Here is an 18,672-nt window from a genome sequence, read left to right on the forward strand (position 1 = left end):
AAAATGAAAAATATGGAATTAGGTGCGTTAATTGCACTGTTTACAGTTATTATGTCTAGTTGTCTAGTTGTTATGAAATCAGATCCTCAAATTCCGCTTCTTTTATGTGTTGTTTGTTTAGCGGTATTTGGATTATTTAAAGGGTTTAAATGGGAACAGATTGAAAATGGGATGAAGAAGGGGATTCAGAATGGATTGTCCCCGACATTAATTTTAATGATGATTGGCCTATTAATTGGCTCTTGGATGCTAAGTGGTACAGTTCCTACATTATTATTTTACGGAATTTCTGTTCTTTCTGCTAAGTGGTTTGCAATCAGTGCAATTTTTATTACGATCATAGTTGCTAGTTTTACGGGTAGTACTTTCACAACAATTGCTACAGTTGGCGTAGCGTTAATGGGAATCGCTCATATTATGGGGATTCCACCAGCAATTGCAGCAGGCGCGATCATTAGTGGTGCGTGTTTTGGTGATAAGATGTCACCAATATCGGATACAACGAATTTTGTTCCAAGTATTTTAGGAATAAAGGTTAATGAACATATTCGACACATGGCATATACAACAATTCCAGCATTAATTGTGACAGTTATTTTATTCTTAATCATTGGTATGGGTCATGGAAATACAGATATGGCGCAAGTTACAGAAATGAAAAAAGCAATATCATCTAGTTTTGAAGTGAATCCTTTGTTACTAATCCCATGTTTAATTGTTTTCATTATGGCATTTAAAGGTTTTTCTACTTTACCAACGATGTCGGCTGGTATTGTTAGTTCGTTAGTTTTAGCATTTTTTATTCAAAAGGATATTACGCTTGCAAAAGTGTTTACAACATTACAAAATGGATTCCAAATGGATACAGGAAATGAAATGCTTAATTCGATTGTTAACCGGGGAGGATTACAATCGATGATGTGGTCTGTGTCATTAATTTTCATTGCCCTTGCTTTAGGTGGATTATTACAAGAGCTTCGAGTATTTGAGACATTAATTCAATCGCTATTTAATTTGAAACGTAAAGGAAGTATTGTGATTGCAAGTACATTATCAGCTATGGGGGTAAATCTTTTAACTGGAGAGCAATACCTTTCAATTCTACTTCCTGGGCAATTATTAAAGGATGTATTTATTAAAAAAAATATACCGCTTAAAAATTTATCACGTGCATTAGAAGATGGGGGAACCCTTTTTAATCCAATTATTCCTTGGAGTGTAAGCGGAGCGTTTTTTGCCTCCACCTTAGGAGTACCTGTTATTGATTACTTACCGTTTTCATTCGTATTATTTATTACACCATTATTCAGTATGTTAGCCGCTTTATTCGGTAAAGGACTAGAAGTTGAAAATAAAGATGGAAGTTCAAGAAATGCCGCATAAACAAATTGTTTCTACGTAAACTAGTTTTTGTACGAACTGGTTAATGGAGGGAAAAAAATGAGTCATGCAGCAGGTGGTTCAAAGAAAAATCGTCCTAGTGATGCAAATCATGTAGATGCAAAAACGAAAGCACATCAAAAGAGACTTTCGAAGGATCAACATAATCCTATGGGCGAAAAGTATCCTAGATAATAAATGTTGTATCAATCCCTTATACGGAAGAAAGGAAATCCATTTCTTTTGTATAGGGGATTTTTTATTTGCAGTGTAACTTAAGGAATAATATTAAATATTTGTGGAATATTCCAAAATTTAGTGAACTATACATAATTATTCGATAAAATGATAGTTAAAGTAATTTTATTTAAGGGGATAAAAGTAATGAGCTTTTTTAAAATAATTACATATACAATTATTATTGGGATACTAAGTTATGTATTCTGTATCGTTTTTATCGGTGTAAATAGTATTTTGCAATATCAGCATAAAGTACCTAAAGACGCCGATTATGTTATTGTGTTAGGTGCTGGTTTAAAAAAGGATAAGCCTACAAGAGCTCTACGTTATCGAATTGAAACTGCAGCTAAATATGCTAAGAATCATAAAAGTGCATTAATCATTGTCTCAGGTGGAAAAGGTAACGATGAATTGATATCGGAAGCTGAATGTATGAAAAGAGAATTGATCAAATTAGGAATTGAAGAAAGTCGAATCATTAAAGAAGATTTATCAACAAATACATACGAGAATATGAAATTCTCTAAAAAACTCATTCATAACGATCAAGCTCAAGGAATCGTTGTTTCGAATGATTATCATTTATTTAGATCTTTAAAATTGGCTAAAAAACAAGGGTTAAATGTAGTTGGTCTACCTGCAAAAACACCAAAAGTAATCATACCGACAGCGTACTTTAGAGAATGTTTATCTATTTTAAAAGCTATTTACTATAAACAACTATAAAAATGATGGGTAATCTATCATTTTTATAAAAACTATAATATAAATTGTACCAATGTCCGTTTCATTTTTTCTGTATGAAACATTTTATATTATTATGGATTGCTTGTCCAAATAATATGAAAGGAGTGACATTGATGGCAAAATTTTTATCAACTGGCGTATTAAGAAGACATTCTAGTACTCAATTTTTAACAGTTGAAGCACTTAATGTTGACCCGGATGATGTTCGTTCTGTGAGTGTTTTAATGTTTGACTGGTCCAGTGGTTCACCAGTGATTCTTCCTATGGCTGACCCATCTACTATATCAATTGCACCAAATCAATATAGAACATTTAGATCCTTACAACTGCCAGTAAATCTATTCGCTTATGAAATAAGAATTCTCCACCCAAAAGATCGCGATGTTGTAGTAAATGTATTTGGACTTAGTGACATTGCATTTGATCCACAAGAAGGTAATAATGCAATGCAACATGACTTAGCGGTAGTGAAATTAAAATAATAGAAAAGGTTATTTTAATACACCTCTCATTTCCGCATAAGTAGCCCTTCGAGTAAAGTCGAGGGCTTTTTTTTGTTGTATAAAATAATAAAAAAACCACAATCAAATTTGATTGTGGTTTTTCATCGCTTTCTAAGAAGCGATATGATTAACGGTTGTAGAATTCAACGATAAGAGCTTCGTTGATTTCAGCTGGTAATTCAGAACGCTCTGGTAAGCGGTTGAAAGTACCTTCTAATTTGTCAGCGTTGAAAGTGATGTACTCAGGTACAAAGTTGTTAACTTCAACAGCTTCTTTTACTACAGCTAAGTTTTGTGATTTTTCACGTAAGCTGATAGTTTGGCCAACTTTCACACGGAAAGAAGGGATGTCTACACGTTTGCCATCTACTAAGATGTGACCGTGGTTAACTAATTGACGAGCAGCACGACGAGTACGAGCAAGACCCATACGGTAAACTACGTTGTCTAAACGAGTTTCTAATAAGATCATGAAGTTTTCACCATGTTTACCAGTTAATTTGCCAGCGATATCAAAAGTGCGACGGAATTGACGCTCATTAACACCGTACATGTGACGTAATTTTTGTTTTTCAGTTAATTGTAAACCGTATTCTGATAACTTTTTACGTTGGTTAGGTCCGTGTTGACCTGGTGCATAAGGGCGTTTTTCTAATTCTTTACCTGTTCCGCTTAATGAAATGCCTAAACGGCGAGATAATTTCCAAGTAGATCCTGTATAACGAGACATTGATTGTCTCCTCCTTTAGTTTTTATTTTGGAGTAAAATAAAAACGTTCGTGTAGCCCCAGTTTGTTTATTTTGCTTTCATGTATCCTCGCTCCAGCAGCCAGAGTTACGCGATGACACCTCTTAGAGTTAAGTAGAGGAACAAAATAAATATCAAGCCTGTGCTTACAACGCTGCGTTATTTTACACAAATAATATTATAACTAGATAGTATAAAATAGTCAAGGACAGTTTTCTTTTGACCTTTTTATAAAAAAGAAGAAATCCACGATAGGATTCCTTTTTAAATAAAATTTTCTTATCTAATAGTCTCTTCAATTAAATTTACGATTGCTTGAAGATATTTTTGATCCACTTCATCAAAACGATTGAATTCTGGACTATCGATATCTAATACTCCGATCACTTCATCGTTATGCACTAATGGAATAACAATTTCTGAATTAGATGCAGCGTCACAAGCGATATGGCCAGGGAATTCGTGAACATTATCGATTCTTTGAACTGTTTTTGTTTGGGCAGATGTACCGCAAACTCCCTTGCCGTATGGAATACGTACACAAGCAGGAAGACCTACAAATGGACCTAATACTAATTCATCACGATTTCCATCTTTTAAATAAAATCCTACCCAATTTATTCGGTCCAAAAACTGATTTAATAAGGCAGATGTATTTGCTAAATTAGCAATTAGGTTGTGTTCACCATCAATTAAAGCCTTAACTTGAGCTGTTAACGTATTATATTGTTGTTCTTTCGTACCTGAATATTCGACTTTTTGAAACATTTGTAGACCCCTTTCCCTATTTTATGTGAAATATCATAGCATATTTCGGAAGAATACTGGTAATTTTGTCGAGCGATTTGTAGAGGAAATTATCATCATTTCGCTAATTAATAAAAGAATTGATGTAGTAAAAGAGGGTGACGAGTATGGAGCAAGATAAACTTGCAACAAAGAAGAAAGTCATCGAGACAGCGCTTACGTTATTTAAAATTAATGGATATCATGGTACCTCTGTTAGAGATATTTCTAAAAAAGCAAATGTAAATATCGCGACGATCTCATATTACTTCAAAGGTAAACAAGGTTTACTTGAACACATTATCGTAGATTTTTTAGAAGGATACGTTGAAATTTTAGATAAACATTGTTCGTCATTGTATGATAAAAACGCAAATTTAATATTAATAAACCTTGTTGACGAAGTACTTAATTATTATTTATTAAAAAAGGAATATGCTTCGATTTTTTACAGAGAGTTGACAATCGACTCTGTTTTCATTCGTGAAATTATGATGACCTATTTAGCAAGAGAACGTTATACTTTTACTAAAATTTATGATGCTATTCGTATTACTAATCCGAAACTAACAATGCCATTTTCTGTCTTTTTCGTCCAGTTAAAATCATTCCTTTCAACACCTTACTTATTTCCGGGCTACCTAAATGAAGTATTGTATATTCAGCAAAATGATCTGTATTTTTTTGAAAGATATAAAGAGTATGTAGAGAAGTGGATTGAATCTCTAATCGATATAGATGAGAGTCTTGTCAGTCGAATAGAACTTTCATCCTAAAAGTTCGCCTTTTTCAATGAAAAAGGCGTTTTTTGTTGTTTAAAAATCTGAAATTTCTACAAGCTTTTACAGTAATGATTATAGTTTGATAAAAATATGAAAAAATTGAAAAAATTAAGCCAAAAATCAACTGTATCATGTTATTATTAACTATGACCTAAATAAAGGGTATATTATTATTTCAAAAAATAACGTACAAATAAATAGATTCAGATAGCAGTAAAGGGGAGGTACATCAGAGAAAATGACAATGACATTCTATGTAATTTTAGTCGTAATAGCTATTGTTATCGCATTAATGATTGTAGCCTTAACAATTCGACAACGTTTATACAAAAAACTCGATGAACTTGAAGCATGGAGAATGCAGTTAATGAGCAAGCCCGTTACGGATGAACTTTCAAAGCTAAAGGGCTTAAATATGACTGGCCAAACGGAAGAGCTTTTTGATCAATGGAGAACCGATTGGGATGAACTAGTTACAACTTTTTTACCGAAAGTAACTGATTCCATCACAGAAATAGATGAAGCAATTAATAAATATCATTTCATGAAAGCTAAAGCAGGGATTACTGAAATAGAGAATAGCCTAAGTGAAGCGGAATCAAGCATCGATAAAATTCTAAATGAGGTAAGCGACTTAGTAGGTAGTGAAGAACAAAATAATTCGGATATTGAAATGTTAAATCAAGAGTATCTTGAGCAAAGAAAGCTTTTATTAACTCATCGACATTTATATTCAATTTCTGAAACCCAGTTGGAACAAAAGATGGATGAAATCAAACAACAAGTCCAATTATTTAATGAAACAACTGAAAAAGGAAACTATTTAGAGGCAAGAGGCTTAGTAAAAGAAATTGCTGATCAGGTTCATGTACTTAAAGCAAATATGCAAATCATACCGGATTTATATATTGAATCTTCTACTACAATGCCCTCGCAAATACATAATTTAACTGATGGTTTAAAGCAAATGAAAGCAGAAGGATATGTGCTTGATTTTGAAACATTAGAAAATGAAACAATCGAATGTTCTAAAATATGTATCGAATGTGTTGAATTAATTAAAAAACTAGAAATCACAGAAGCAAATGACAAGCTTGAATTTGTGAAAGCAAAAGTCGATTCAATCTATGATTTATTAGAAAAAGAAGTAGAGAGTAAATTTGTAGTTGAGAAAGAAATATGGACTTCGCAGGAAGAAATACAAAGTATTCGAGAAGATAATTTAAAAACAAAAGAAGAGACTCAATTAGTTCAGCAAATTTATGAATTAAGTGATGAAGATACTCAAGCTCAAAAAATGGTTGAAAAGCAAGTAAGTATCATTACAAAACGCTTTGAATTATTGCAGATTCGTGTAGCAGAACAAGATCTTGCATTTTCTGTAATAAGAGAAGAATTAGATTTACTAAAAAAACAAATGGAAGATGTGAAACAATCTCATTCGATGTATGTTGAGATGTTAAAAGCACTTCGAAAAGATGAATTACAAGCTCGTGATCAATTAATTGAAATGAAGCGATTAATGTTAGAGGTCAAACGTCTTGTTCAAATTTCTAATTTACCTGGTATGCCCGTAGCTTCTATGAAACAAATACAAGATGCACAAGAAAGTATGCAAATTGTTTATTTGGAATTAGAGAAAAAGCCATTAAAAATGACACATGTATCATTTTTACTAGAAAAAGCAGCAACTGCTGTACATACTTGCTATAACGATACAAAATATATGATTGAACAAGGATATTTCGTAGAAAAAGTAATACAATATGGAAATCGCTATAGAAGTAAAAATGTACAAATGGCCATGTCAATGGATAAGGCGGAACAATTATTTAGAGAATTTCAATATAATGAAGCTCTAGAAGAAGCTGCTGTTTCAATTGAAAAAATTGAACCTGGTGCAATCGATAAATTACAAGAAATACTAAATGAACAATAGTACACACTACCCCTATAGATGTAAATCTTAGGGGTTTCGTCTGTTTTCAGATATAATGAAAAATGGACTCAAGCAAGATGGAGGTACGAAAAAAAATATGATTTATTTTGATAATAGTGCAACTACTAAACCTTATAAAGAAGTATTAGACACATATATTACTGTTTCTGACCAGTTTTTTGGAAATCCTAGTTCGATTCATAAGCTAGGTGGACGCTCTGAGCAATTACTCTCAAAAGCTAGAAACCAAATTGCAGATCTTTTATCAGTTCAACCATCAGAGATTATCTTTACATCAGGTGGAACAGAGGGAAATAATTTAGCAATAAAAGGAACGGCCATGATGCATCGTTCAAGAGGGAAGCATTTAATTACGACTGAGATTGAACATCCGTCAATTTATGAAGCTTATAAACAATTAGAGGATTTAGGATTTGAAGTTACTTACTTATCTCCAAATGAAGATGGGTTTATTTCTGTTGATGAATTAAAAAATGCCTTAAGAGATGATACGATATTAGTTTCTGTCATCCATGTAAATAATGAAACAGGAGCAATTCAACCAATTGCCGAAATCGGGCGATTATTAACGGAATATCCAAAAGTATATTTCCATGTTGACGCTGTTCAAGGGATAGGAAAAGTACCGTTAAATATTAAACAAGCTGCAATTGATTTATTAACAATTTCAGGTCATAAATTTCATAGTGTAAAAGGAACTGGGATTTTATATATTAGAGATGGTGTAACATTATCATCTTTATTGACAGGTGGTTCACAAGAAAGAGAGATTCGTTCAGGAACGGAAAATCTAGCAGGAATTGTTTCGATGGCTAAAGCGTTAAGAATCACGCTGGAAAAACAAAAAACAATGGGTGATCACCTGTATAATATGAGAAATAAACTCATTTCACAATTAGAAAAGATTGACTTCGCTGTGTTGAACTCACCACGTTCAGATTTTGCTCCTCATATAATAAATATTTCATTTATAGGATTAAAGCCTGAGGTAATTGTCCATGCTCTATCAGAAGAAAATGTTTTTATTTCTACAAAATCAGCATGTTCTTCTAAAACCTTTGAAATAAGCCGCGTATTACAAAGTATGGGCAAGAGTGAAAAAGTAGCAAGTAGTGCTGTCAGAATCAGTCTTTCTTATGAAAATACAATGAGTGAAGTAGAGCAGTTTAATAAAATTATTAAAGAAGTAATTAAAAATTTATATAAAGTAATGGGGTAACAGCATGAATGTAGAATATATTTTAATTCGTTATGGAGAAATGACGACAAAAGGAAAAAATCGAGGTCGATTTACAAGTATATTAAGAGAAAATGTTCGAAATAGATTAAAAGCTTTTGAAAAAATTAAAATCACTGCGACGCGCGATCGTATGTATATAAAATTAAATGGTGAAGACCATGAGAAGGTTGCTGCCAACTTAAAAGAAGTTTTCGGAATTCATACGTTTAGTTTTGCTAGAAAAGTTGATACTGAATTGGAAGCAATGAAAGAAGGTGCACTTGAAGCTATTAACGAGCTTGGTGATAGCGTAAAAACGTTTAAAGTAAACGTACAACGTAGTTATAAACAATTCCCATTAAATACGCCGCAGTTAAATCGCGAACTAGGTGGGTATATATTACAAAATACAGAGCATTTAACTGTAGATGTTCATAATCCAGATGTAGCTGTCCGAGTAGAAGTACGTGATGATGCTACTTATATTACATGTGGTGAAGAATTTGGTGCAGGTGGCTATCCAGTTGGAGTTGGCGGAAAAGTTATGTTATTACTATCTGGTGGAATCGATAGTCCAGTAGCTGCGTATATGTTGTTAAAACGAGGCGTGTCAATCGAAGCGATTCATTTTGAAAGCCCTCCATTTACGAGTGATCGTGCAAAACAAAAAGTAATTGATTTAGCAAGTAAACTTACTCGATATTGTAAACGAGTGACTTTGCATGTTATTCCATTTACTGAAATTCAAAAAGCAATTCATAAAGAAATGCCTGCAAGTTACACAATGACAATCATGAGACGCGTTATGCTTAAAATTGCTGAGCAAGTTTCTGTTGATCGAAAAGCACTTGCATTAGCAACTGGTGAAAGCTTAGGACAAGTGGCTAGCCAAACATTGGAAAGTATGCATACAATCAATGAAGTAACTAATTATCCAGTTTTAAGACCATTATTAGCTATGGATAAATTAGAAATCATGGATATCGCTAAAAAAATTGATACGTATGATATCAGTATTAGACCTTATGAGGATTGCTGTACAATTTTTACTCCAGCTAATCCAACGACAAAACCAAAACGAGACAAAGTAGCTCGTTATGAGAGTCGTTTTGATTTTACAGAATTAATTAATGAAGCGGTAGTTAATAGAGAATCAATCATTTTTGAGAACGAAATGATCCGAAATCAATCTTCAACAAAAGTTGAAGAAATCGATATCGACACACTTTTATAAAATTACTAAAAATTACCAACCGAAATATGAATGAAGATATGCGTTTTATCACACTCTATACTCACAAGGAGGTGACAACACATGTCAAATAGAAATAATTCAGGTAGCAATCAATTATTAGTTGATGGTGCTGAGAATGCTTTAAACCAAATGAAGTATGAAATCGCTACAGAATTTGGTGTAAACCTTGGCCCAGATGCAACTTCTCGTGCGAATGGATCTGTTGGTGGTGAAATCACAAAACGTTTAGTACAAATGGCTGAACAAAGCCTTGGTGGATATTCTAGATAATTAATTTAAATAATAATGGATTAAGGGGTAGGGTTAAACCTACTCCTTTTCTATTTGCTCTACCTATTATTTTAGTTGATTTAATAATAAAGATTAACTTTGTTATAATTGAGGGAATAAATTAAAGGAGAGTTCTGTTCATGTCATATATTGAAAATGAATTTATTAAAATTACAACTAAATCACAGGGAGCAGAGTTGACGGGTATTTATACAAAAAAAGATAATCTAAATTATTTATGGAATGCTGACCCAGCTTACTGGGGGAGACATGCTCCTGTTTTATTTCCGAATGTAGGTAAATTAATTGATAATCAATATAAAGTAGATAATAAAATCTATGAGCTTTCTCAACATGGATTTGCAAGAGATATGGATTTTCAATTAACTGAAATGAAAGAAGACTGTATAAACTATGAGTTAAACAGTAATGAACAAACGCTTTTAAACTACCCATTTCAATTTACTTTAAAGATTAATTATAAGATTTTGAACAATACTGTTTTTATTAAATATGTAGTAACGAATAATGATCAGAAATCAATGCCATTTTCAATAGGGGCTCATCCTGCGTTTAATATACCTCTGAAGAAAGATGAAACTTTTGAGGATTATTACTTACAGTTTGAAGAGGAAGAAAGATTAGAAACAATTAAATTAGAAGGACCATATCGAAGTGGTAAAAGAGAACTAATCGGTCAAAATATTAAAAATTTATCATTAACTAGAGAACTATTTAATGATGATGCGTTAATTTTTGAAAAACTTAATAAAAACAGTTTGACAATTCGTTCGAAAAATCATCGTAATAAAATCAAAGTTGATTTCGAAGGGTTTCCATATGTTGGAATCTGGACCACGCAAACAGCACCTTTTCTATGTATTGAGCCATGGTATGGTGTTGCAGATGAAATCGGTCCAGTAAAAGAAATGAAAGATCGACTTGGAATTCAAATGCTAAATCCGAATGAAACATTTACTTGTACATACAGTATTACAGTTGAAAGTGATTAATTTACAGGATGTTCGAGCACCCCGTAATAGGAATCTTATTCCACTTTCTTCTGGGAAATAAACTATCATTTTCAGGTAGTTTATTTTTTTTTGTGAATTTTTGTTTAAATTTTCAGAAAAATAGTCGAAAAATAGCAGGAATTGATTAGACAATTAACGAAACCATTATTATTCTATTTTGCAAAATACAAAATATAATTTTAGTAATGATCAAAAGGGGGACTAACTAAGATGAACAGTACAAGTCTAATCGCTCCAAAAGTATATAATCTCGTTTGGGAAATTGAAAAATTTGCTACAACTGATAAAGTGGCATTAAAGTGGGTTGACCTAAATGGAGAATCACATCAATTAACATATAAGGAACTTTATAATAAAGTTCACCAATATGCCTTTACATTTAAAAATAGTGGCGTCGTAAAAGGGGACAAACTTTTTGTCATGATGCCTAGATGTGTTGAGACTTATGTAGTTTATTTAGCTATTTTAAAAATTGGATGTGTTGTCATTCCTGGATCTGAAATGTTAACGGTTAAAGATATTCAATATCGACTTGAACATAGCGAAGTAAAAGCGATTGTATCGCATGATGAATATATAGGTACGTTTAGCGATATTGCTAAGAGCGGAAAATATAAATTATTTACTATCCATAATCAACAAACCTTGTGGACTTCGTTAAATGACCAAGCAATTAGCGGAGCACATGTATTAACTGTGGAAACGAAAAGTGATGACTTAGCGTTTATTTCATATACGTCAGGAACGACTGGAAATCCTAAAGGTGTTGTACATACTCATAGTTGGGGTTATGCTCATATTCGTACAGTTGCTTCAAATTGGCTCGATGTGACTGAAGAAGATACTGTATGGGCAACTGCAGGGCCGGGGTGGCAAAAGTGGATCTGGAGTCCATTTTTAGCGACATTAGGCAGTGGGGCAACGGGATTCTTTTACGAAGGGAAATTTGATGCAGGTACCTTCCTAACATTGCTAAAGGAGCAAAATATTACAGTATTTTGTAGTACGCCAACCGAATACCGATTTATGGCAAAGGTTGAAAATCTAGATCAATATCAATTACCGGCATTACGAAGTGCTGTATCAGCAGGAGAGCCTTTAAATCAAGAAGTAATCCGTACATTCAAAAAACATTTCAATGTTGATGTAAGGGATGGTTATGGACAAACTGAAAATACATTATTAATCGGAACGATGAAGGATATTAAAGCAAAAGTAGGATCAATGGGGATACCAACTCCAGGAAACTTAGTTGAAATCGTTGATGATGAAGGAAATCCAGTCGGGGTTAATGAAGTGGGGCATATCGCAGTACATTTAAGTTCTCCAGCATTGTTTAAGCATTATTATAATGATCTGGAGCGTACAAAAGCACAAAGAAAAGGTGAGTATTATTTAACGGGTGACCGCGCTAAGAAAGATGAAGATGGCTACTATTGGTTTGATGGCCGTAGTGATGACATTATTATTAGTTCTGGTTATACAATTGGTCCTTTTGAAATAGAAGATGCTTTAGTTCAACATAAGCTTGTAAAAGAATGTGCAGTTGTTGCTAGTCCAGATCCTTTACGTGGTAATGTTGTTAAAGCATTTGTTGTTTTGACTGAAAATGCTTCTAATCAGGAAGAGTTAATATCTGAACTTCAAGAACACGTGAAAAAAATTACTGCTCCATATAAATATCCACGTAAAATTGAATTTGTCCAAGAGCTTCCAAAAACAACTTCTGGAAAAATTCGCCGAGTAGAATTACGTGCGATGGAACAATTACGTGAATCGAATTAAATAAATACTTATGTTAAAATGAGGGAAAATTCCCTCTTTTTTTGATTTTAGGACAATTTACTTTGCAGATTAATAAACAAATTTATGTGAACGGATGGTGGAATGAAATGAAGAAGCTTTGGCATAATGGTTTATTTTATACGATGGAAGGTGAGGGGGAAACTGTAGACGCAATCATCACTGAAGATGAAAAAATTATAAAAACAGGAACATTTGAAGTACTGCTTTCATTTTTAGACGGTGAACAATTTGAGAAAATGAATTGTAACGGAAAAATAGGTTTTCCAGGTTTTATAGATAGTCATTTACATTTAATCGGTCATGGAGAAGCGATGAATCGTGTAGATTTATCAAAGTGTCAATCATATGATGAGATGATTGAACGAATGAAGAGAGCTGTAAAGGACGCACACCCGAATGAGTGGATTGTTGGGGAAGGATGGAATGAAAACGAGTGGGAATCAAAAGCAGAATTCTGTATTGATGATTTAAATCGTTTATCAAGTACAAATCCGTTTGTATTAAAAAGAACTTGCAGACATGTTTACTTTGTAAATGCTATAGCACTTAATCATGCTCAAATAAATGAACATACCCAAATTGAAGGAGGACAAATTGGTTGCTTTGAGGACGGTTGTTTAAATGGATTATTGTATGATGAAGCGGTCAATTTAATCATTAAAGCGATGCCAGCACCTGATGATCAGTATTTGTCAAAAGCTATCATTTCTGCTATTAAAGATTGTTACCAATACGGTATTGTTGGAGCGGTAACAGAGGATTTATCCTATTACGGAAACGCCAATCTAGTGATTGATTTATATGAGCAATTGTTAAATGAAGTGCCATTTCATACGCATGTTTTAATTCATCACACGACTTTGGATGAAGTGAAAGGAAGAGTACATAAAGGGAATAAGAATGTATCATTTGGAGGCGTAAAAGCATTTATTGATGGCTCGTTTGGTGGTCGCACTGCACTATTAGAAAAACCTTATGACGACGATCAAAGTACAACAGGATTACAAGTAACTTCTTTAGAAAAATTAGAAGTAATTACAAAAAAAGCACGTGAAAATAAATTGCCAATAGCATTTCATATGATTGGAGATCTTGCAGTAAAGCAAGCTATTGAAGTTGTTAAAAAATATCCTAATCAAACTCAGCTACCTGATCGATTTATCCATTGCTCTCTTTTATCTCCAAAATTAATTGAGGAAATGAAAGAATTAAACATCGTTGTGGATGTCCAAACATCATTTATCTATGCCGATTATCCATGGTTAGTAGATCGTATTGGACACAGTCGAAATGAATATGCATTTTTAATTAAGTCACTGCTAAATGAATCAATCGCTATAGCGAATGGTTCGGATACACCGATTGATACAATTAATCCGTGGCAAGGCATATATACAGCGGTTACCCGAAAAGCAAAGGATCATAGAGCATATAATATTGAGGAAGCAATTAGCCTATATGAAGCAATTAAACTATATACGATTGATAGTGCAGCCTCATTCCATCAAGAAGATAAAAGAGGTCTCATAAAAGAAGGATATTTTGCAGATTTTATTTTATTTGACGAAAATCCATTTGAGATAGAAAAAGATGAACTACTGCATGTTAAATGTAGTGAAACAATTTGCCGAGGAAATATTGTCTATAAAAGACAGGGGTAATTTAACAAAATGACAAGCTTGGTTGTCTTTGAGGTTGTCCTGTGATCAGCTAATTTCAAAAATCTTATATTTTACTACTCGAAAAGAATGGTATGTATTTTACCATTCTTTTTTGTTTATCTAGAAGTTGCTTTGACCATAATGATACAAAAAAGGGTGGTTTTTTGCTTTACATATACTCTATTCTAATTTTTATTGCAATCGTTGTTTTTCTGTTAATAATTTTCATACTTTTTATAAATATGAAGGTCAATATTTTTTCCGTTTATACAAATGAAGAACGATTTATGAATATTAAACTGTCTATTTTGAACAACTTATTGCATTTTTCTTTTACGATTCCTTTAAAGAGACCGAAAGAAGTAAAAGAAGATCTTTCAGACTTAGAGAAAAAGAGAGATTTGTCCGTCCTACAACAAATTGATTTTTTCATAAATTTATACTCCAACGGACATACTATCATTAGAAAATTTTTAAACTCAGTACAAATTTACAATTTAAATTATCATATTCATTTCGGTGTTGGAAATTCTGCTTTAACAGGGATATCGATTGGGACAGCCTATAGTGCGATCGGAATTTTTGAAAACTTATTAAAGAAATTTACGATATTACATCATCCACCTACTATTGATATCACGCCCAATTATTATACTTCCGTATTGGAAACTAGTGGTAAGATACGGTTTTCATTTTCGGTACGAAAGGCCGTCTTTGCGGGATTATTATTACTTAAAGCATATTTGAAAACTAGAAAAGAATTTAGAGCAACACATCCAATCGAAACTAATTAGAGGTGATTACAATGAGTCAACATCCTATTGGAGACTTAATGCACGCGGCAATGGAAAATTTATCAGCAATGATTAATGTAAATACAATAATTGGTGATCCAATTTCAACACCAGATGGAAGCCTAATCTTAACCGTATCAAAAGTAGGAGTTGGCTTTGCAGCTGGTGGAAGCGAATTTCGAAATTACCATTTAGTAGATGGTGTTAAAGAAGCTGAAGTAAGAAGTCCACATCCATTTGGAGGAGGTACAGGTGGCGGTGCATCAATCACTCCAATTGCATTTTTAATCGTAGGGAAAGATGGTGTTAAACTACTTCACCTAGATCAAAATACACATTTAATTGAAAAGTTAATGGATTTAACACCACAAGCTTTAGAAAAAGTAAAGAAATATATGAAGAAAAAAGATGATTCAGATCACCACGCTGAAGATTTTGAACCAGATTTAGATTAAATATAAAATTTAAGTAAAGTTAATTGCATTCAAGGTTCCCTTCCAGTAAGATAAATGTTGTGAACATTTTGTAATTTTGGGAGGAAATATCATGGCAACTGTAACATTTAAAAACAATCCAGTAACTCTTATTGGACAAGAAGTAAAAGTAGGAGATAAAGCTCCAAGCTTTACTGTATTAGCAAACGATTTAAGCCCTGTAACTTTAGAGGCTTCAGCTGGTAAAGTACGCTTAATTAGCGCAGTACCTTCTGTAGATACTGGAATTTGTGATGCACAAACTCGTCGTTTTAACGAAGAATTATCAAACGTAGAAAACGTTGAAGTATTAACAATTTCTATGGACTTACCATTCGCACAAAAAAGATGGTGTGCTGCAAGTGGTTTAGAAAATGTACATACTTACTCAGATCACCGTGATGCATCTTTTGGTGAAGCATTTGGTGTTTTAATGCAAGAATTACGTTTATTAGCACGTGCGGTATTCGTAGTAGATTCAAATGACGTTGTTACTTACGTTGAGTATGTAGCTGAAGGTACAACTCATCCAAACTATGAAGCAGCAATCGAAGCTGTAAAAGCTGCTAAATAATATAAAAAACACTCTATCAAGAGGTAAAGGCTGTCGAGTAGAATCTCGGCAGTTTTTTTGTATTAAAAAAGGCATTCATAAATATTGAATGCCTAAAGCCTGGAACGCCCGTTTTCTTCATGACTTTACTAAGTTATGGTGCTCATTACTTAGTCAAAATTATTTACCTAGAGACATTGATTTCTCAGTACAACGTTCCATAGCTGAAATAATAGATGAGCGGAAGCCTTGTTTTTCTAATTCGGCAATTGCTTCTATTGTTGCACCACCTGGTGTGCAAACTTGGTCCTTTAATTCGCCAGGATGTAATTCAGTCTCAAGTACCATCTTTGCTGCACCTAAAACTGCCTGGGCAGCTAACTTATATGCTTGGTCACGCTTTATACCTTGTAATACAGCTCCGTCTGCTAAAGCTTCAATCATTAAGTAAACATAAGCTGGAGAAGAACCACTTATTGCGGGAATCGCATCCATTAATTTTTCACTTACTAATTCGCATTTCCCGAAGCTATTGAAGATTTCCATTACTTCAGCTAACTCATCATCGGTAACTAATTGATTATGACAAAGTGCACTCATGCCTTCTCTAACTAGCGAAGGAGTATTTGGCATCGTTCGAATGATTTTTACCTCTTTACCGAATGATTTTTCGACACCTTCTAAAGTAATTCCAGCGGCAATCGTAATGATGACAGTATTAATTGAAACAAATTCTTTAATTTCTTCAATGATAGTTGGATATAGATCAGGTTTAACTGCTAGAAACAAATAATCAACCTGTTTTGCTAAATCGATATTACTATTTAATGTTTGAACTTGATATAAATCCTTCACTTTTACAAGTGTTTCATTAGACCTTGCACTGACAAAAATTTGATGCTTTTCAATTACCTTCGAATCAATTAAGCCACCAATCATAGCTTGGGCCATTTTACCGCAACCAATAAAACCAATCTTTTTATTCATTCGTTCACATCCATTATATATAATAAATTGAATTATACAGGAGGAGCTAATGATTACCAAATAATACACTATTAAAAAAATTAATTAATGGATATCCATAAGAGGATATTTTTTTGTAAAATAGAATTTGTAAAGAAAAACGACTCTTTGTTTTGGGGGTATTATGAAAGAATTTTTAAAAGAATCAAATCATAAAACGACAATTGAGATTATTCAACAACTTATTAAAACATATGGTGGAACTTCATTAACACATTTAGGATTACTTGGAGATAAAAAAGTATTTCTATCAGAAGATCAAAAGTCTGCATTTGTTTACCGTAAACAAGGTAATAAATTAGTTGTTCTATGTGAACCAATTGGTGAGATTTCTTTTGAAAAAATAAAGGAGTTTGAAAATTATTCAAGGGCTATAAAATGTATTCCGTGCTTTTATCAAATAGATGAAAACTCAAAAATGTTTTATGAAAAAGCTGGCTATCGGTTGTTAAAATTAGGTGAAGAAGCAATAGTTGAACTAGAATATTTCGAAATTGCAGGTAAAAAAGGCGCAAAACTAAGGACAAAAAGGAACAAATTCATTCGACAGGGATATCAATTTGAAGTATCAATGCCTGGCCATTCTACTGATCTACTTCAAGAACTAAAAGGAGTTTCGGACGTATGGTTAAATGGGAGAGAAGAGTTATCTTTTTCAGTTGGTTCTTTCCATTATGATTATGTTTCAAATTTTCCGATAGGAATTTTAAAAGATAAAAATGGTCAAGTTATTGCTTTTGCGACATTACCGATTCAAGGAGAAAATATAACAATCGATTTAATGAGATATTTAAAAGAATTACCATATGGAACAATGGATATGCTTTTTGTTTCGATTATGTTTTGGGCAAAAGAAAATGGATTTAAAAATTGCAGTCTTGGAATGGCACCTTTAGCAAATGTTGGCCAAGAATCAAAATCATCAATCATCGAAAAATCTGCAAAGCTGATCTTTAAATATGGTAACTCAATCTATAACTTTAAAGGATTATTAACATTTAAAAGCAAATTTGCAAATAAATGGGAATCAAAATACTTAGCATACAAACCATATACACTACTATCGGTTATCACGAGCATATATCGCTTAGTACATGGAACAAAATCTTTGAACTACATAACACGGTTTAAGAAGCCAATCGAAAAGAAAATGAAAATAAGTTAAACAGGCTACTTTAATAAAAAATCTATATATATCATTACTTTTTTCAAGAGTACGAAAATAAGGACCTTACTAATAGAGGTCTTTATTTTTTTATATACTGATCAATAAAAACTACATAAAAAATTCAAAATGTATTAATTAAAAGTAAATACTCTTCAATTAAAATTAAATTAACAGTACTGGATTAAAATGAATGAAAAAAACCAAATACTTTCTAATAGAAGAATTTATTAAAGTGGACACGTTTAAGAGCCATACGTATAATGAAAA

At 32.7% G+C, this 18,672-nt stretch carries 19 protein-coding genes; 16 read left to right on the forward strand and 3 right to left on the reverse strand.

What is annotated here, in order from left to right; translation table 11 throughout:
* Nucleotides 1-3 precede the first annotated feature (3 nt).
* The 4 genes from nhaC (at nt 4) to CN925_RS16620 (ending at nt 2,849) form a co-directional block, all read left to right on the forward strand.
* Nucleotides 4-1,383: a Na+/H+ antiporter NhaC gene (gene nhaC / locus CN925_RS16605; RefSeq protein ID WP_098847639.1), complete on the forward strand. Its 1,380-nt coding sequence runs from the start codon at nt 4-6 to the stop codon at nt 1,381-1,383.
* A gap of 57 nt (nt 1,384-1,440) precedes the next feature.
* Nucleotides 1,441-1,575: a hypothetical protein gene (locus tag CN925_RS21630; protein WP_088013475.1), complete on the forward strand. Its 135-nt coding sequence runs from the start codon at nt 1,441-1,443 to the stop codon at nt 1,573-1,575.
* A gap of 189 nt (nt 1,576-1,764) precedes the next feature.
* Complete coding sequence (locus tag CN925_RS16615) at nt 1,765-2,346, forward strand: YdcF family protein (RefSeq protein WP_098847642.1); 582 nt, start codon at nt 1,765-1,767, stop codon at nt 2,344-2,346.
* A 134-nt stretch (nt 2,347-2,480) separates the two neighbouring features.
* Nucleotides 2,481-2,849 carry a hypothetical protein gene (locus CN925_RS16620; protein WP_286138435.1) on the forward strand — a complete coding sequence of 123 codons (369 nt, stop codon included), beginning with the start codon at nt 2,481-2,483 and terminating at the stop codon, nt 2,847-2,849.
* 148 nt (nt 2,850-2,997) lie between these two features.
* Here CN925_RS16620 and rpsD read toward each other — a convergent pair whose 3' ends face one another.
* Entirely contained in the window at nt 2,998-3,600 is a 603-nt protein-coding gene (rpsD, locus tag CN925_RS16625; protein ID WP_098847648.1) for a 30S ribosomal protein S4, read from the reverse strand.
* A 297-nt stretch (nt 3,601-3,897) separates the two neighbouring features.
* Nucleotides 3,898-4,386, reverse strand: coding sequence for a GAF domain-containing protein (locus CN925_RS16630; RefSeq protein WP_098847651.1), 489 nt, complete (start codon nt 4,384-4,386; stop codon nt 3,898-3,900).
* 146 nt (nt 4,387-4,532) lie between these two features.
* Between CN925_RS16630 and refZ the strand changes: the two genes are divergently transcribed.
* The 11 genes from refZ to tpx all read left to right on the forward strand — a co-directional run bounded on the left by refZ (nt 4,533) and on the right by tpx (nt 16,232).
* Nucleotides 4,533-5,180 (forward strand): forespore capture DNA-binding protein RefZ, encoded by a 648-nt coding sequence (refZ, locus tag CN925_RS16635; protein ID WP_098847654.1) that lies wholly within the window; start codon nt 4,533-4,535, stop codon nt 5,178-5,180.
* A gap of 244 nt (nt 5,181-5,424) precedes the next feature.
* Complete coding sequence (gene ezrA / locus CN925_RS16640) at nt 5,425-7,125, forward strand: septation ring formation regulator EzrA (RefSeq protein WP_098847656.1); 1,701 nt, start codon at nt 5,425-5,427, stop codon at nt 7,123-7,125.
* Between the two features lie 97 nt (nt 7,126-7,222).
* Nucleotides 7,223-8,365, forward strand: a complete 1,143-nt coding sequence (locus CN925_RS16645) for a cysteine desulfurase family protein (protein ID WP_098847823.1) — start codon at nt 7,223-7,225, stop codon at nt 8,363-8,365.
* A gap of 4 nt (nt 8,366-8,369) precedes the next feature.
* The gene (gene thiI / locus CN925_RS16650) at nt 8,370-9,599 is read left to right on the forward strand and encodes a tRNA uracil 4-sulfurtransferase ThiI (RefSeq protein ID WP_098847658.1); all 1,230 of its coding nucleotides are present in this window, start codon (nt 8,370-8,372) and stop codon (nt 9,597-9,599) included.
* Between the two features lie 81 nt (nt 9,600-9,680).
* Complete coding sequence (locus CN925_RS16655) at nt 9,681-9,890, forward strand: alpha/beta-type small acid-soluble spore protein (RefSeq protein WP_098847660.1); 210 nt, start codon at nt 9,681-9,683, stop codon at nt 9,888-9,890.
* Between the two features lie 140 nt (nt 9,891-10,030).
* A complete protein-coding gene (locus CN925_RS16660; RefSeq protein ID WP_098847662.1) occupies nt 10,031-10,903 on the forward strand; it encodes an aldose 1-epimerase family protein in 873 nt (290 codons plus the stop codon).
* 231 nt (nt 10,904-11,134) lie between these two features.
* Complete coding sequence (gene mbcS, locus CN925_RS16665; protein ID WP_098847664.1) at nt 11,135-12,709, forward strand: acyl-CoA synthetase MbcS; 1,575 nt, start codon at nt 11,135-11,137, stop codon at nt 12,707-12,709.
* 107 nt (nt 12,710-12,816) lie between these two features.
* On the forward strand, nt 12,817-14,391 hold the full coding sequence (locus CN925_RS16670) for an amidohydrolase (protein WP_098847667.1): 1,575 nt from the start codon (nt 12,817-12,819) through the stop codon (nt 14,389-14,391).
* Between the two features lie 287 nt (nt 14,392-14,678).
* On the forward strand, nt 14,679-15,185 hold the full coding sequence (locus CN925_RS16675) for a DUF2953 domain-containing protein (protein ID WP_180232996.1): 507 nt from the start codon (nt 14,679-14,681) through the stop codon (nt 15,183-15,185).
* An 11-nt stretch (nt 15,186-15,196) separates the two neighbouring features.
* Nucleotides 15,197-15,640 (forward strand): GerW family sporulation protein, encoded by a 444-nt coding sequence (gene ytfJ / locus CN925_RS16680; RefSeq protein ID WP_098847671.1) that lies wholly within the window; start codon nt 15,197-15,199, stop codon nt 15,638-15,640.
* A gap of 91 nt (nt 15,641-15,731) precedes the next feature.
* Nucleotides 15,732-16,232, forward strand: a complete 501-nt coding sequence (gene tpx, locus CN925_RS16685) for a thiol peroxidase (RefSeq protein WP_098847673.1) — start codon at nt 15,732-15,734, stop codon at nt 16,230-16,232.
* Nucleotides 16,233-16,391: 159 nt separating this feature from the next.
* On the opposite strand, the gene proC is transcribed toward tpx, so the two are convergent.
* Nucleotides 16,392-17,198 (reverse strand): pyrroline-5-carboxylate reductase, encoded by an 807-nt coding sequence (proC, locus tag CN925_RS16690; RefSeq protein ID WP_098847675.1) that lies wholly within the window; start codon nt 17,196-17,198, stop codon nt 16,392-16,394.
* A 163-nt stretch (nt 17,199-17,361) separates the two neighbouring features.
* Between proC and CN925_RS16695 the strand changes: the two genes are divergently transcribed.
* Nucleotides 17,362-18,402, forward strand: coding sequence for a phosphatidylglycerol lysyltransferase domain-containing protein (locus CN925_RS16695; RefSeq protein WP_098847677.1), 1,041 nt, complete (start codon nt 17,362-17,364; stop codon nt 18,400-18,402).
* The last annotated feature ends 270 nt before the right edge of the window (nt 18,403-18,672 follow it).

The sequence above is a fragment of the Bacillus sp. AFS055030 genome, from assembly GCF_002574545.1.
Taxonomy (GTDB): domain Bacteria; phylum Bacillota; class Bacilli; order Bacillales; family Bacillaceae_G; genus Gottfriedia.

What these genes read in the sequence shown, in the direction of transcription:
- nhaC (WP_098847639.1), top strand. Translation starts at nt 4, where the DNA reads ATGAAAAATATGGAATTAGGTGCGTTAATTGCACTGTTTACAGTTATT.
- CN925_RS21630 (WP_088013475.1), top strand. Translation starts at nt 1,441, where the DNA reads ATGAGTCATGCAGCAGGTGGTTCAAAGAAAAATCGTCCTAGTGATGCA.
- CN925_RS16615 (WP_098847642.1), top strand. Translation starts at nt 1,765, where the DNA reads ATGAGCTTTTTTAAAATAATTACATATACAATTATTATTGGGATACTA.
- CN925_RS16620 (WP_286138435.1), top strand. Translation starts at nt 2,481, where the DNA reads ATGGCAAAATTTTTATCAACTGGCGTATTAAGAAGACATTCTAGTACT.
- rpsD (WP_098847648.1), bottom strand. Translation starts at nt 3,600, where the DNA reads ATGTCTCGTTATACAGGATCTACTTGGAAATTATCTCGCCGTTTAGGC.
- CN925_RS16630 (WP_098847651.1), bottom strand. Translation starts at nt 4,386, where the DNA reads ATGTTTCAAAAAGTCGAATATTCAGGTACGAAAGAACAACAATATAAT.
- refZ (WP_098847654.1), top strand. Translation starts at nt 4,533, where the DNA reads ATGGAGCAAGATAAACTTGCAACAAAGAAGAAAGTCATCGAGACAGCG.
- ezrA (WP_098847656.1), top strand. Translation starts at nt 5,425, where the DNA reads ATGACAATGACATTCTATGTAATTTTAGTCGTAATAGCTATTGTTATC.
- CN925_RS16645 (WP_098847823.1), top strand. Translation starts at nt 7,223, where the DNA reads ATGATTTATTTTGATAATAGTGCAACTACTAAACCTTATAAAGAAGTA.
- thiI (WP_098847658.1), top strand. Translation starts at nt 8,370, where the DNA reads ATGAATGTAGAATATATTTTAATTCGTTATGGAGAAATGACGACAAAA.
- CN925_RS16655 (WP_098847660.1), top strand. Translation starts at nt 9,681, where the DNA reads ATGTCAAATAGAAATAATTCAGGTAGCAATCAATTATTAGTTGATGGT.
- CN925_RS16660 (WP_098847662.1), top strand. Translation starts at nt 10,031, where the DNA reads ATGTCATATATTGAAAATGAATTTATTAAAATTACAACTAAATCACAG.
- mbcS (WP_098847664.1), top strand. Translation starts at nt 11,135, where the DNA reads ATGAACAGTACAAGTCTAATCGCTCCAAAAGTATATAATCTCGTTTGG.
- CN925_RS16670 (WP_098847667.1), top strand. Translation starts at nt 12,817, where the DNA reads ATGAAGAAGCTTTGGCATAATGGTTTATTTTATACGATGGAAGGTGAG.
- CN925_RS16675 (WP_180232996.1), top strand. Translation starts at nt 14,679, where the DNA reads ATGAATATTAAACTGTCTATTTTGAACAACTTATTGCATTTTTCTTTT.
- ytfJ (WP_098847671.1), top strand. Translation starts at nt 15,197, where the DNA reads ATGAGTCAACATCCTATTGGAGACTTAATGCACGCGGCAATGGAAAAT.
- tpx (WP_098847673.1), top strand. Translation starts at nt 15,732, where the DNA reads ATGGCAACTGTAACATTTAAAAACAATCCAGTAACTCTTATTGGACAA.
- proC (WP_098847675.1), bottom strand. Translation starts at nt 17,198, where the DNA reads ATGAATAAAAAGATTGGTTTTATTGGTTGCGGTAAAATGGCCCAAGCT.
- CN925_RS16695 (WP_098847677.1), top strand. Translation starts at nt 17,362, where the DNA reads ATGAAAGAATTTTTAAAAGAATCAAATCATAAAACGACAATTGAGATT.